Genomic DNA, 13,955 nt, shown 5'->3' on the forward strand with positions numbered 1-13,955 from the left:
GCGGCCAGGCCCGCCGCCTCCACGGCCGTCCAGCTGAACCCGTCGGTGCTGGTCCACAGGCCGCGATGATAGGGCGACCCAAGCGCGGCGTGGCACGCACCGGGCCGGGCGCGGAACGGCGCGGGACGGCGCGGGACGGCGCGGGACGGCGCGGGACGGCGCGGGACGGCGCGGGTGGGCGCGGCGCGGCTCTCGGAGCGTGGCTTCACGGCGATGTGGTTGGCCGAACGGTGGGTGGGCGGGCGGGCGTGCGGGGTCGCCGGGGCGTTCGTCGGGCCGTGGGCAGCCCCACGACCCGATGGGCCGACGGAGCCACCGGCACGGCGTTACAGCTGCATCGCCTTGGTCTCGAGGTATTCCTCCAGGCCCTGCTCCCCCAGCTCCCGCCCCACCCCCGACTGCTTGTAGCCGCCGAAAGGCGCCAGCGGGTTGAAGCGGCCGCCGTTGATGGCCACCTGCCCCGTGCGCAGCCGCCGGGCGACGGCGATCGCGCGGTCCTCGGTGCCCGCCCAGACCGCTCCGGCCAGGCCGTACTTCGTGTCGTTGGCGATCGCGACTGCCTTGTCCTCGCTCGTGTACGGGATGAGCGACAGCACCGGCCCGAAGATCTCCTCCTGCTCGATCGTCATCCCCGGCTCCACCGCCGCGAACACGGTGGGCTCCACGTAGTAGCCGCGATCGAGGGGCCGCTCGGTGCCGCCGGCCACCAGCCGGGCGCCTTCCTCCTGGCCCCGGTTGATGTAGCGGACCACGCGGTCGCGCTGGGTGGCGGAGACCAGCGGGCCGATCTTGGTGGAGTCGTCGAAGGGATCGCCGACGGTGTAGCCGCGCGCCGCCTCGACGGCCAGGCGGACGGCCTCGTCGTACTGGTCGCGGTGGACGATCATGCGGGTCCACGCCGAGCAGGTCTGGCCGGCGTTGACGAAGCAGTTGGCGACGCCGACCTTGACGGCCAGCGCCAGATCGGCGTCGGGGAGGATGATGTTCGCCGACTTGCCCCCGAGCTCGAGCGCGACCCGCTTGACGGACTCGGCGGCGAGCGCGGCCACCCTGCGCCCGGCGGCGGTCGAGCCGGTGAAGGAGACCATGTCCACCTCGGGGTGGGCGGCCATGGCCTCGCCGACGACCGGGCCGCGCCCGCTGACCAGGTTGAACACGCCCGGCGGCAGGCCCACCTCGGCGAAGATCTCCGCCAGCGCGTACGCCGCCAGCGGCGCCACCTCGCTCGGCTTGAGCACCACGGTGCAGCCGGCGGCCAGCGCGGGGGCCACCTTGCAGATGATCTGGTGCAGCGGGTAGTTCCACGGCGTGATCGCGGCGACCACCCCGATGGGCTCCTTGACCACCATCGAGTTGCCGACGCGCGACTCGCGGGGGTGGGTCTCGGCGAGCTGCGCGTAGGAGGACAGCACGGTCGCCGGCATGAGCGTCTGCACCCTGCGCGCGAAGCCCAGCGGCGCGCCCATGTCGGTGGCGATCGTCTTGGCGATCTCCTCGGAGCGCTGCTTCAGCAGCTCGGCGGCGTCGCCGAGCAGCTTGCCGCGCTCCGAGGCGGTGGTTTCCGACCAGCCGGGGAAGGCCTTTCGAGCGGCGCCCGCGGCCGACTCGACATCGTCGGGAGATCCCGCGGGCACGCGGTCGATGATCTCTTCCGTGGCCGGGTTGACGACGTCGATTGACTCGTCCGACGCAGAAGCGGTCCAGGAGCCGCCAATGTACAGCTGACGCATAGCACCATCCTGTCAGGAGCTCAGGTGGCGGTGACGAGGCTTGCCCTGATGCGGGGATAAGTCTTCTACACCGCAAGCAGCGTTCTTCCGTCAGCGTACGATGATTGACCCCTGGAAAATGAGAGAGTTAGTCGAATTCGGGGCGCTTGGTCCGGCTGCGCTTCAACTCGAAGAAGTCCTCGAAGGACGTGACGGCGAGCACGCCGTCCCAGAGCCGACCCGCGTCCTCACCCCTGATGATCTTGGTGATCACCGGTCCGAAGAAGGCGTTGGCGCCGACCCGGATGACCGGAGTGCCGACCTCCTGGCCGACGAGGTCGATGCCCTCGTTGTGGGAGGTGCGGATGGCCTCGTCCCATTCGTCGGAGTCGACGGCCTCGAAGAGCTCCTTCTCGAGCCCCGTGGCCTCGAGCGCACTCTCGATGACCTCGCGCAGGCGCTCCGGCTCCCTGCCCAGGCCCTGGTTGTGCAGGCGGGTGCCGAGCTCGGTGTAGAGCGGGCCGAGGATCTGCTCGCCGTGCTTGGCGGCCGCGGCGGCGACGACCCGGACGGTGCCCCTGGCCCGCTCGGTCGACTTGCGGTACTCATCCGGGATGTCCTTGTCCACGTTGAGGACGTAGAGGGACATGATGCGCCAGCGAGGCTCGATGGGACGGACCTTCTCAACTTCGAGAAGCCATCGTGACGTGACCCATGCGAAGGGGCAGGCAGGATCGAACCACAGATCCACGGGAATCTTTTCGCTCATGTGGACCCGTAACCTGAGGTGGATCGGGTCCTATTCCCAGCGTGGCACGATACGGACAAAGTTCGATGAAGTGGTGAAAAGGAGCGCAACTTGGCAGGCAATCTGACCCGGGACGAGGCTCGTGAGCGCGCCCGGTTGATGAAGGTCGAGTCGTACGAGGTCGCACTCGATCTGACCGAGGGAGAGGAGCGCTTCGAGAGCGTCACCACCGTCCGTTTCACCAGCACCCGGCCGGGCGCGTCCACCTTCATCGACCTGCACGGCGCCCACGTGCGCAAGGTGACGCTCAACGGCGAGGACCTCGACGTGTCCGCCTACGACGAGGAGAAGGGCCGCTTCCCGCTCCCGTCGTTGGCCGCGGCCAACGAGCTGCGCGTGGACGCCGACTGCAGCTACATGCGCACCGGCGAGGGCCTGCACCGCTTCGTCGACCCGGTGGACAAGAAGGTCTACCTGCACAGCCAGTTCGAGACGGCCGACGCGCACCGCATGTACGCCTGTTTCGACCAGCCCGACCTCAAGGCCACCTTCCAGCTCACCGTGCTGGCCCCGGCCGACTGGGAGGTCGTCTCCAACGCCGCCGCCTCGGCGGTCGAGGAGCTGCCGGAGCAGGGCGGCAGGCACGGGGCGGTGGCCCCGGCCAGGCGGTGGGAGTTCCCGCCCACGGCGGTCATCTCGACGTACATCACCGCGCTGGTGGCGGGCCCGTACCACAAGGTGACCTCGGAGCACGACGGCATCCCGCTGGGGATCTACTGCCGGGCCTCGCTGGCCGAGCACCTCGACGCCGACAACATCCTCGAGGTCACCCGGCAGGGCTTCGACTTCTTCCACAAGGTGTTCGGGGTCCGCTACCCGTTCGGGAAGTACGACCAGTGCTTCGTGCCCGAGTTCAACGCCGGCGCCATGGAGAACGCGGGCTGCGTGACGTTCCTGGAGGACTACGTCTTCCGCTCCCGGGTCACCGACGCGGTGGTCGAGCGGCGCGCCGAGACGATCCTGCACGAGATGGCGCACATGTGGTTCGGCGACCTGGTCACCATGCGCTGGTGGGACGACCTGTGGCTGAACGAGTCGTTCGCCACCTACATGTCCGTCCTGGCCCAGGCCGAGGCCACCAGGTGGGGCAAGGGCGCGTGGACCACGTTCGCGAACGTGGAGAAGGCCTGGGCCTACCGCCAGGACCAGCTCCCCTCGACCCACCCCATCGCCGCGGACATCCCGGACATGCAGGCGGTCGAGGTCAACTTCGACGGCATCACGTACGCCAAGGGCGCCTCGGTGCTCAAGCAGCTCGTGGCCTACGTCGGCCTGGACAACTTCCTGGCCGGCGTACGCGACTACTTCGCCGAGCACGCCTGGGGCAACACCGAGCTGAAGGACCTGCTCAACGCCCTGGAGCGGACCTCGGGCCGTGACCTTTCGTCCTGGTCGAAGGAGTGGCTGGAGACGTCCTGGGTCAACACGCTGCGCCCGGAGTTCGAGGTGTCCGACGGGCGGTTCACCAGCTTCGAGGTGCTGCAGGAGGCGCCCGCGGAGCACCCGACGCTGCGTTCGCACCGGGTCGCGGTCGGCCTCTACTCGCTGGTGGGCGGCGAGCTGAAGCGGACCAAGCGGGTCGAGCTGGACGTGGTCGGCCCCCGTACGAGCGTGGCCCAGCTGGTCGGCGAGGAGCAGCCGGACCTGGTGCTGCTCAACGACGACGACCTCACCTACGCCAAGATCCGCCTCGACGACCGCTCGATGCGGACGCTGGTCGACGGCGGCATCGCGGCGTTCACCGAGTCGCTGCCGCGCGCCCTGTGCTGGTCGGCGGCCTGGGACATGACCCGTGACGGCGAGATGGCCACGCGTGACTACGTCAGGCTGGTCGTCTCCGGCGCCGGGACGCTCAAGGACATCACTGTCCTGCAGGCGGTGCTTCGCCAGGCGCGCATGGCCGTCCAGCAGTACGCCGACCCGGCCTGGCAGGCCGAGGGCCTGGCGCTGCTGGCCGCGGAGCTGCGCACGCAGCTCGGCCAGGCCGCGGGGGGCTCCGACCACCAGCTCGCGTTCCTGCAGGCGTTCGCGCCGGTGGCCACCTCCGACGCGGACCTCGACCTGCTGCAGCGCATCCTCGACGGCTCCGAGGTGCCCGAGGGCCTGAGCGTGGACGCCGACCTGCGCTGGTCGCTCGTGCACGCGCTGGTCGCCGGCGGCCGGCTGGGCGAGGCCGACATCGACGCCGAGCTCGAGCGGGACCCTACTGCCACGGGTGAGCGGTCGGCGGCGCAGTGCCGGGCCGCGATCCCGACGGCCGAGGCCAAGGCCGCCGCCTGGGAGCGGGTCGTGGGCGGCAAGCTGGCCAACCACATCGCCCGTACGACGATCTCCGGGTTCCAGGAGCCGCACCACACCGAGCTGCTGAAGCCGTACCGGGAGAAGTACTTCGCCGAGGTGGGACGGATCTACCGGGAGTGGACGTTCGACCAGGCGTCGACGTTCGCGGTGGGGTGCTTCCCCGCGCTGCTCATCGAGCCGGAGACGGTGCGGGCCGCGCAGGACTACCTGGAGGCCGAGCAGCCGCCGCAGGCGCTGCGGCGGCTGATCCTGGAGGGCGCCGACGGCGTCAGCCGGGCGCTGCGCAACCGGGAGAAGGACGCCGCGTCCGCCTGACGCGCCGTTTCACGGAGGACCCCTGCCACCGGCGGGGGTCCTTTCGCGTTTCCGGGGGTTGACAGGCACGCGAACCAAGGGGGATATTTCGGGACTAACTTTACTTCTGAAGAAAGTCCCTCATCGCATGGTAAGCACCGATCGCGGAGACCTCACCCGGACGGCGATCCTCGCCCTGCTGGGCACGGTCGGGCCGCTCAGCCGCAGCGAGATCGCGCGCCGGCTCGACCTCAGCCCGGCCACCGTCACGCAGCTCACGCGGGAGCTCATGGGGCACGGGATGCTCGAGGAGCTCGACCTGACGCCGTCGCGCGGCGGGCGGCCCGCCGTGCGGCTGGGGCTGGTCGGGAGCGCGGGGCGGGCGCTGGGCGTCAAGGTGACAGCCGAGCACCTGGTGCTCGTCGACGTGCGGCTCGACGGGGAGGTGCTGGGCTCGTGGGAGCGGCCCTTCGACCCGTCCGCGCCCGACGCGCTCGACTCGCTGGCGGGGGCGATCTCGTCCGTGGTGGCGGAGAGCTCGGCCGATGAGCGGACGCCGCCGCTGCTCGGGGTCGGGGTCGGGGTGCCGGGCAGCGTGGACGACCAGGCGGCCGGGACGGTGAACGCCCCCACGCTCGGGTGGCGGGCCATGGCGGTGGGCGACTGGCTGCGGCGCCGGCTCGAACTGCCGGTGCTGGTGGAGAACGACGTGAACGCGCTGGCGGCGGCCGAGCGGCTGTACGGGCGGGGGCGTACGCACCGGGACTTCCTCGTGGTGACGATCGGGCGCGGCGTGGGCGCGGCGATCGTGGCGGACGGGCGGGTGTACCGGGGGGCGCGCGGCGGCGCGGGCGAGTTCGGCCACCTGCCGGTGGACCCCGGCGGGCCGGTGTGCGGATGCGGGGCCCGGGGCTGCCTGGAGGCGTACGTCGGCGCCGCCGGACTGCTCGCCGCGGCCCGGGCCAAGAACGTCCATCTCGATCTGCCGGCGCTCGGCGGGGCCGCCGCCGGGGGCGACGCGGCGGCGCGGGAGGTGTTCGCCGAGGCCGGGGCCATCCTGGGGCGGGCCACCGCCGGGCTCATCAACGTCGTCGACCCCGAGGTCGTGGTGGTGCTCGGCGAGGGGACGGCCGACTGGCCGCTCTGGCGGGCGAGCTTCGACGCGGCGCTCAGGGCGCAGCTCTACCCGGGCCGGCGCGACATCTCCGTCGAGGTGGAGAGCTGGGACGACACGAGCTGGGCCCAGGGCGCGGCGGCCCTGGTGCTGGCCACCCCGTTCGACGCGGCGGGGGCGGCGGGCGAGCAGGGCCGCCTGGTGCGGGCCCGCCTGATCGGGGCGACGCCGTGACCCCCATCCAGGGCCCGCCCAGGAAGGGCTGGCGGTACGGGGTCACCGTCGCCGTGTTCCTGCTCCCCAGCCTCGTCCCCCTGACCCTCTACACGCTCATCCCGATGCTGGGCTCGTTATGGACGAGCCTGCACGAGTGGGACCTCATCACGGACATGCGCTGGGTCGGCCTGGACAACTACGCCGAGCTGATCGGCGACCCCGAGACCCGGGCGGCCTTCCTGCACACGCTCTCCTTCATCGCCGGCTATCTGCCGCTCGTCTACGTCGGCGGGCTGGGCCTGGCCGTGCTGCTGAACCGGGCGATGCGGGGCCGGAGCCTGCTGCGCGGCATCTACTTCCTGCCGGTGATCACGAGCTGGGTGGTCGTCGCGCTGATGTGGAAGTGGCTGCTCAACCCCGCCGGCGGCGTCGTGAACTGGGCGCTCGGCCTGCTCGGGATCAGCGGCCCCGGCTGGTGGACCGACCCGGACTGGGCGATGCCGTCGATCATCCTGGCCTCGGCCTGGAAGGACCTGGGCTTCGTGATGATCATCCTGCTGGCCGGGCTGCAGGCGATCCCCCGCGAGTACCAGGAGGCCGCCATGGTGGACGGCGCGTCGGCCTGGCGCAGGTTCCGGCACATCACGCTGCCGCTGCTGTCGCCTTCGACGTTCTTCGTGGTCGTGATCTCGCTGATCAACGGCTTCCAGGTCTTCGACCAGGTCAAGATCATGACCGGCGGGGGTCCCGGGGGCGCGACGCAGGTGGTGGTGTCGCAGATCTACGACCTGACCTTCAGGTACGGCAGGGCGGGTGCGGCCTCGGCGCTGTCCTGGCTGCTGTTCGCCGTGATGCTGCTGGTGACCGTCGTGCAGATCCGAGGTCAGAAGCGGTGGGTGACCTATGGGTAGCCGAGGATGGATCCGCAGCGAAGCGAGGACATCCATCCGAGTCCGCCGAGCGGAGCTCGGCCAGATAGCACGCTACCTGCTGGTCGGGCTGGGTGCGCTGGCGATGTTGTTCCCGTTCGCGTGGGCGGTGATCACCTCCGTCACGCCCGGTGACGCGGTGCTGGCCGTGCCGCCCGACTTCACGCCCGAGGGCGCGAGCCTCGACGCGTACGGCAAGCTGATGGAGACGTTGCCGTTCTGGCGCATCGTGCTCAACAGCGCCTGGATCGGCGCCGCCTCCACCGCGCTGCAGCTCGTCACGAGCGCGATGGCGGCCTACGCGTTCGCCCGGCTGCCGTTCCCGGGCAGGGGCGCGCTGTTCGCGGTCTATCTCGCGACGCTGATGATGCCGCTGCCGGTGCTGGTCGTGCCGCTGTTCATCGAGATGCGCACGTTCAACCTGGTCGACACGTATTTCGCGCTGCTCGCGCCGACGATCGCCTCGGCGTTCGGGGTGTTCCTGCTGCGGCAGGCGGTCAATCAGGTGCCGCGGGAGTTCGACGAGGCGGCGGTGCTGGACGGGGCCGGACATTTCAGGATCTTTCTGTACGTGGTGCTGCCGCTGATCCGCCCGGCGCTGGCCACGTTCGCCATCTTCGGCTTCATGGCCAGCTGGAACAGCTACCTCTGGCCGCTGATCATCATCAAGTCGCCCGAGTTCATGACCCTCCCCCTGGGCCTGGCCACGCTGCACGGCCAGTTCACCACCGAGTGGGACGTGGTCATGGCGGGCTCGGTGGTCAGCGTCGTACCGATCCTCATCCTCTACGTCTTCGCGCAGAAGCACGTCATCGCCAGCGTCGCGCAGAGCGGGCTCAAGTAAAGGAATCCCCCCATGTCCAGACATTTCCTCATCGTCGCGGCGGCCACGGCGCTGCTCGCCTCCGCCTGCTCCCAGGGCTCGGCCACGAAGGCCACGACCGGCGCGGACGGCAGGGTGACCCTGCGGTACTTCACCTTCTCGGCGGCCCCCGACCACGTCAATGACCTGGACAAGATCGAGAAGGCCTTCGAGAAGGAGAACCCGAAGGTGGACGTGGTCGTCGAGACCGCGCCCTTCGACCAGTACTTCACCAAGCTCCAGACCAGCATCGCGGGCGGCACCGCGCCGGACACCTTCGAGCTCAACTACGAGAACTTCGTCACCTACGCCAGTGCCGGCTCCCTGCTCGACCTCGGCGGCGTGGCGGGCGACGGCGACACCTCGGTCTACGCGCAGGAGTCGCTCAACGCGTTCAAGCGCGACGGCAAGCAGTACGCCCTGCCCGCGTCGTTCTCGACGGTCGTGCTCTTCTACAACAAGGACCTGTTCGAGAAGGCCGGGGTCGCCCCGCCGACGGCGGACTGGACGTGGACCGACGAGCAGGCCGCGGCCGCGAAGCTGACGGACCGGAAGAAGGGCGTGTACGGCGACTTCCAGCCGGTGCAGTTCTTCGAGTTCTACAAGACGCTCAAGCAGGCGGGCGGCGAGTTCCTGTCGGCCGACGGGAAGAAGGCGGCCTTCGACAGCCCGCAGGGCGTCAAGGCGGCGCAGTGGCTGGTCTCCAAGGTGGGGAAGACCATGCCGACCGAGGCGGAGATCGGCGGCACCGCCGACTACGACACGAACCTCTTCAAGTCCGGCAAGCTCGCCATGTGGCACAACGGCATCTGGCAGTTCGCGGGGCTGAAGGACGTGCCGTTCGCGTGGGACGTGGTCGTCGAGCCCGGTGACGCCGCCAAGGCCAGCGCGGTCTTCCACAACGCGGTCGCCGCCTCCGCCACCACGAAGCACGCCAAGGAGGCGTGGGCGTGGGCCCGCTTCCTGTCCTCGTCGGACACCGCGGCCACCACGCGCGTCGAGTCCTCCTGGGAGCTGCCGCCGGTCGCCGACCAGCAGGTGCTCGCCGGCTACCTCAAGGACCCGAAGCCGGCCAACCGGCAGGCCGTGTTCGACTCGCTCAAGTCCATCGCGCTGCCGCCGGTCATCAAGCGGCAGCAGGAGATGCAGGACGCGGTGACCAAGCAGCTCGGCGAGGCCGCGGCCGGGCGCAAGCCGGTGGCGGACGCGCTCAAGGCCGCCGCCGCCGACGTGAACGCCCTGCTCGGCTGATCATTAGGAGAGTTCTCGTTGTCCCTCGTCGCGCACAGCCTCGACGTGATCAAGAGGTTGCAGTCCCCCACCGGGGCCTATCCGGCCTCGCCCACCTTCTCCGCCTACCGCGGCTACTCGTGGCTGCGGGACGGGGCCTTCATCGCCGAGGGGGTGAGCAGGCACGGCGACGTGGCCGGGGCGGACGCCTTCCACGCCTGGTGCGCCCGTACGGTCGGCGACCGGGCGGGCCAGGTGGACGCGCTGGTCTCGCGGGCCGCCCGGGGCGAGGCCGTACCGGTCGCGGAGATGTTGCCGACCCGCTTCACCCTCGACGGGGTGGACGGGGACGACGACTGGTGGGACTTCCAGCTCGACGGGTACGGGACGTGGCTCTGGGCACTGCGCGAGCACTCCGCGCGGCACGGCAGGGCGGTCCCCGGGGTCGAGAAGGGGGTCAGGGCGACCGTCCGGTACCTGACGGCGTTCTGGCACCTGCCCTGCTACGACTGGTGGGAGGAGCACGTCGAGCAGCGGCACGTGGCCACGCTCGGCTCGATCCACGCGGGCCTGCGGGCCGCCGCCGCGCTCGGCGTGCTGAGCGCGGCGGAGGAGGCGTCGGCCGCCGAGGCGGTCGAGGGCATCGCGGCGCTGGTGGAGCGCGACGGTCTCATCCGGGACGGGTCCGTCGCGGTGCCGGTGGAGCGCGACGGCCCCACCCGGGACGGGTCCGGCCCGCCGCGGCTGCGGAAGTGGCTCGGCGGCGACGCCGTGGACGCGAGCCTGCTCGCGTGCGTGGAGCCGTTCGGCCTCTACTCGGCCGCGCACCCCGTCGGGGCGGCCACAGTTGCCGAGGTGGAACGCGTGCTCGCCAGGGACGGCGGGGTGTACCGCTACCTCGCCGACACCTTCTACGGCGGGGGCCGGTGGGTGCTGCTGGCCGGTTTCCTCGGCTGGAACCATGCCCGGGCGGGACGCCCCGCCGAGGCCCGGCGCTACCTGGACTGGATGGCCGCCCAGGCCACCCCCGGCGGTGACCTGCCCGAGCAGGTGTCCGACCTGCTGCTGGCGCCCGGGCGGCGGCAGGAGTGGCTCGACCGCTGGGGGCCCGTGGCCACGCCGCTGCTGTGGTCGCACGGCATGTACCTGATCCTCGCCGACGAGTTGGGAGTACACGCATGATCCGGCATCGGCCGCACGGCTCCGGGCACCCGTACGCCGAGACCGAGGACCAGCGCGTCCCGGCCAGACCCGTGGACGGGGAGCCGGTGGAGCTGCGGGTGCGGGCCTCGGCGAACGTGACCGCCGTGGTGTGCGAGTGGGCCGCCGACGGCGCGCCGCCGATCGAGCTCCCTCTGACCAGGAGCGACGGCGGTACGCGGGCCGGCGCGGGCGTGGACGGCGGCCATCTCGCCGCCGCCCAGGCCAGGGCCACGCGGGCCGCCGCCGGGTCGTGGGCCGTGCGGACGCCCGCGCTACGGGCCGGGCACCGCTACGCCTACCGCTTCCGCGCCACGGCCGCCGGCGGCGGGACCCGTACCGGCAGGTGGTTCGAGGTGTCGGCGGCGAGCTGGTCGGACGACGGCGGGAAGCTCGACGTCACCGGCGCCGACCGGATCGTCCCGGGGAGCGTGCGGTGGCTGTCGGACGGCGACGGGCCGCTGCGGGTGCGCTTCGAGCTGGAGCTGGGGCCGGAGGAGCACGTCGTGGGGTTCGGCGAGCGGTTCGACGCCGTGGACCAGCGCGGACGCGAGCTCGACGCGGTCGTCTTCGAGCAGTACAAGGCGCAGGGGCGGCACGGCCGCACCTACCTGCCGATGCCGTTCGCGATGGTCGTGGGCGGGCCCGCGAGCTGGGGCTGGCACGTGCGGACCTCGCGGCGCACCTGGTACGACGTGGGAGCCTCGACGCCCGGCCGGGTGCGGGTGGAGGCCGAGGTGGGCCGGGACGGCGAGCTGGGCGTGCGCTTCCACGACGGCGCCGCGCCCGCCGACGTCCTGCGCGGCTTCCTCGACGACGTCGGGCGGCCCACGGAGCTGCCGCCGTGGGTGTTCCGGCTGTGGGCCAGCGGCAACGAGTGGAACACGCAGGAGCGGGTGCTGGCCGAGATGGACCGCCACCGCGAGCACGGCATCCCCGTCGGCGCGCTGGTCATCGAGGCGTGGAGCGACGAGAGCACGTTCACGGCGTTCAGGGGGGCCGGGTACGAGCCCTCCCAGGAGCCGCACCGCCTGGCCGACTACACCTTCCCGCCCGACGGGCCCTGGCCCGACCCCAAGGGCATGGTGGACGAGCTGCACCGCAGGGACATCAAGGTGCTGCTCTGGCAGATCCCGCTGCAGAAGACGCGCCCCCACCCGCGGCACCAGGCCGCCGTGGACGCCGGCCAGCTCGTCGAGCGCGGGTACGGCGTGCGCGAGCCCGACGGCCGCCCCTACCGCAACCGTGGCTGGTGGTTCCCGCTCGCGCTCATGCCCGACCTGTCCTCCCAGGAGGTACGCGACTGGTGGACGGCCAAGCGCCGCTACCTGGTCGAGGAGGTGGGCGTCGACGGCTTCAAGACGGACGGCGGCGAGCACGCCTGGGGCCACGACCTGCGCTACGCCGACGGGCGCGACGGCGCGGCGGGCAACGGGCTGTTCCCCGTCCACTACGCGCGTGCCTTCGGCGACCTGCTGCGGTCGTGCGGCAAGGCGCCGGTGACGTTCAGCCGGGCCGGGTTCGCCGGGTCGCAGCCGCACGGCGCGTTCTGGGCCGGGGACGAGGACTCCACGTGGGAGGCGTTCAGGTCCTCGATCAGGGCCGGGATCACGGCCTCCGCCTGCGGGATCGTCTACTGGGGCTGGGACCTGGCCGGCTTCTCCGGCGAGGTGCCGGAGGCGGAGCTGTACCTGCGGGCGGCGGGGGCGGCGGCGTTCATGCCGATCATGCAGTACCACTCGGAGTTCAACCACCACCGCGCGCCCCTCAGGGATCGCACGCCGTGGAACGTCGCCGCCCGGACCGGGGACGAGCGGGTGATCCCGGTGTTCCGGCGGCTGGCCGAGCTGCGCGAGCGGCTGGTGCCGTACCTGGTGGAGCAGGCCCGTACGGCGGTCGGCGGCGGCGCGCCGCTCATGCGCGGCCTGTTCTTCGACCACCCGCGCGACCCGCGGGTCTGGCGCCACCCTCTGCAGTACAAGCTCGGGGACGCGCTCCTCGTGGCCCCCGTGACAGAACCCGGCATTTCGGAAATTTCGGTCTACCTTCCGGACGGCGACTGGATCGACGTCTGGACCGGGCGCGACCTGGCGGGCGGCCGGGAGGTGACACTGCCCGCCGCCCTCGATCGCCCGCCCCTCACCTGCGCGAAGGAGCACTGGACACGCCTCGCGGGAGTGTTCACCGACTTGCCGAAAGCACGCCGGACACGATGTTAGCCTCGGTAGCGTGCTAGGGGCCGGGACCACTCTCAATGATCGCTACGTGCTCGCCGACCGCCTCGGCGGCGGTGGCATGGGCGAGGTGTGGCGTGCCGACGACACGGTTCTCGGGCGCGCGGTGGCGGTCAAGGTGCTCATGCCCGCGTTGTCGGAAAGCCCGGCGTTCATCCAGCGCTTCCAGAACGAGGCCCGCGCCATGGCCACGCTCCGGCACCCCGGCGTGGTCGACGTCTACGACTACGGCATCTGCGAGGTCGAGGGCCGCCAGGTCAGCTTCCTGGTGATGGAATACGTGCGCGGCGAGTCGCTCGACCGCGTCCTGCGGCGCGGCCCGCTCGGCGCCGAGGCCACCATGCGGCTGATCGCGGAGGTCGGCGACGCGCTGGCCGCCGCGCACGCGCAGGGCATCGTCCACCGCGACGTCAAGCCCGCCAACCTCATGATCAGGACCGACGGCGGCGTGGTGCTCACCGACTTCGGCATCGCCCACTCGGCCTCGGCCGGCCATCTGACGGCCACGGGAACGATGCTCTGCTCGGCCGGTTACTGCGCCCCCGAGCTGGCCACGGCCAGCGACGTGACGCCCTCGGTCGACGTCTACGCCCTGGGCGTGGTGGCGTACGAGTGCCTGACGGGAGAGCTCCCGTTCCAGGGCGACACACCCGTACAGATCATCTTCAAGCACCTCAACGCCCCCATCCCGCAGCTGCCTCACGACGTGCCTCCCGGGCCGCGCCAGGTGGTGGCGCGGGCGCTGGAGAAGACGCCCGACCGGCGCTGGCCGTCGGCCGCCGTGATGGCGGAGGCCGCGCGCAAGGCGATGGACGCCCCAGACCGGCCGCTCGACCGGCCGCTCGACCGGCCGCTCGTGCCGCGCCGCCACCGCACGCTGCGGGCGGTGCTCACCGCGGCCGTCGCGGTGGTCGTCTCGGGGGTGGTGGCGGGGTCCGTCTGGCTGCGCCCGGCCGGCCCGGCGACCACCGTCGACGAGGTGTCGCCCACCGTGGACGCCACCTCGGTCACCGCCACCCCGCCCACGCCGAGCACCAGGAGGCCGTCCACGCCTCCGG

The 13,955-nt window shown here is 71.7% G+C and carries 11 protein-coding genes; 8 read left to right on the forward strand and 3 right to left on the reverse strand.

Annotated elements, in window-relative coordinates; translation table 11 throughout:
* The 3 genes from ACWEPL_RS62905 to ACWEPL_RS62915 form a co-directional block, all read right to left on the reverse strand.
* A partial coding sequence (locus ACWEPL_RS62905) for a hypothetical protein (protein WP_452442441.1) occupies positions 1-209 on the reverse strand: 209 nt, incomplete at its 3' end.
* Between the two features lie 117 nt (positions 210-326).
* Positions 327-1,730 carry an aldehyde dehydrogenase family protein gene (locus ACWEPL_RS62910; RefSeq protein ID WP_452442443.1) on the reverse strand — a complete coding sequence of 468 codons (1,404 nt, stop codon included), beginning with the start codon at positions 1,728-1,730 and terminating at the stop codon, positions 327-329.
* 127 nt (positions 1,731-1,857) lie between these two features.
* Positions 1,858-2,478, reverse strand: coding sequence for a mycothiol-dependent nitroreductase Rv2466c family protein (locus ACWEPL_RS62915; RefSeq protein WP_452442445.1), 621 nt, complete (start codon positions 2,476-2,478; stop codon positions 1,858-1,860).
* A gap of 90 nt (positions 2,479-2,568) precedes the next feature.
* Here ACWEPL_RS62915 and pepN point away from each other — a divergent pair, with 90 nt between their 5' ends.
* The 8 genes from pepN to ACWEPL_RS62955 form a co-directional block, all read left to right on the forward strand.
* Positions 2,569-5,133 carry an aminopeptidase N gene (gene pepN / locus ACWEPL_RS62920; RefSeq protein ID WP_452442447.1) on the forward strand — a complete coding sequence of 855 codons (2,565 nt, stop codon included), beginning with the start codon at positions 2,569-2,571 and terminating at the stop codon, positions 5,131-5,133.
* A 127-nt stretch (positions 5,134-5,260) separates the two neighbouring features.
* On the forward strand, positions 5,261-6,460 hold the full coding sequence (locus tag ACWEPL_RS62925; RefSeq protein WP_452442449.1) for an ROK family protein: 1,200 nt from the start codon (positions 5,261-5,263) through the stop codon (positions 6,458-6,460).
* Complete coding sequence (locus ACWEPL_RS62930; RefSeq protein WP_363980665.1) at positions 6,457-7,353, forward strand: carbohydrate ABC transporter permease; 897 nt, start codon at positions 6,457-6,459, stop codon at positions 7,351-7,353. Before ACWEPL_RS62925 ends, ACWEPL_RS62930 begins: the two co-directional genes overlap by 4 nt.
* Before the next feature lie 103 nt (positions 7,354-7,456).
* Positions 7,457-8,215: a carbohydrate ABC transporter permease gene (locus ACWEPL_RS62935; protein WP_452442451.1), complete on the forward strand. Its 759-nt coding sequence runs from the start codon at positions 7,457-7,459 to the stop codon at positions 8,213-8,215.
* 12 nt (positions 8,216-8,227) lie between these two features.
* A complete protein-coding gene (locus ACWEPL_RS62940; protein ID WP_452442453.1) occupies positions 8,228-9,484 on the forward strand; it encodes an ABC transporter substrate-binding protein in 1,257 nt (418 codons plus the stop codon).
* Positions 9,485-9,502: 18 nt separating this feature from the next.
* A complete protein-coding gene (locus tag ACWEPL_RS62945; RefSeq protein ID WP_452442455.1) occupies positions 9,503-10,645 on the forward strand; it encodes a glycoside hydrolase family 15 protein in 1,143 nt (380 codons plus the stop codon).
* The gene (locus tag ACWEPL_RS62950; protein WP_452442457.1) at positions 10,642-12,882 is read left to right on the forward strand and encodes a glycoside hydrolase family 31 protein; all 2,241 of its coding nucleotides are present in this window, start codon (positions 10,642-10,644) and stop codon (positions 12,880-12,882) included. Before ACWEPL_RS62945 ends, ACWEPL_RS62950 begins: the two co-directional genes overlap by 4 nt.
* Positions 12,883-12,892: 10 nt before the next feature.
* The coding region (locus ACWEPL_RS62955) for a serine/threonine-protein kinase (protein ID WP_452442459.1) at positions 12,893-13,955 on the forward strand (1,063 nt) is incomplete at its 3' end.

Source organism: Nonomuraea sp. NPDC004186 (genome assembly GCF_053603495.1).

Excerpts from the sequence above, each read along its gene's own strand:
- ACWEPL_RS62910 (WP_452442443.1), bottom strand. The coding sequence starts at position 1,730 with ATGCGTCAGCTGTACATTGGCGGCTCCTGGACCGCTTCTGCGTCGGAC.
- ACWEPL_RS62915 (WP_452442445.1), bottom strand. The coding sequence starts at position 2,478 with ATGAGCGAAAAGATTCCCGTGGATCTGTGGTTCGATCCTGCCTGCCCC.
- ACWEPL_RS62925 (WP_452442449.1), top strand. The coding sequence starts at position 5,261 with ATGGTAAGCACCGATCGCGGAGACCTCACCCGGACGGCGATCCTCGCC.
- ACWEPL_RS62935 (WP_452442451.1), top strand. The coding sequence starts at position 7,457 with ATGTTGTTCCCGTTCGCGTGGGCGGTGATCACCTCCGTCACGCCCGGT.
- ACWEPL_RS62940 (WP_452442453.1), top strand. The coding sequence starts at position 8,228 with ATGTCCAGACATTTCCTCATCGTCGCGGCGGCCACGGCGCTGCTCGCC.
- ACWEPL_RS62950 (WP_452442457.1), top strand. The coding sequence starts at position 10,642 with ATGATCCGGCATCGGCCGCACGGCTCCGGGCACCCGTACGCCGAGACC.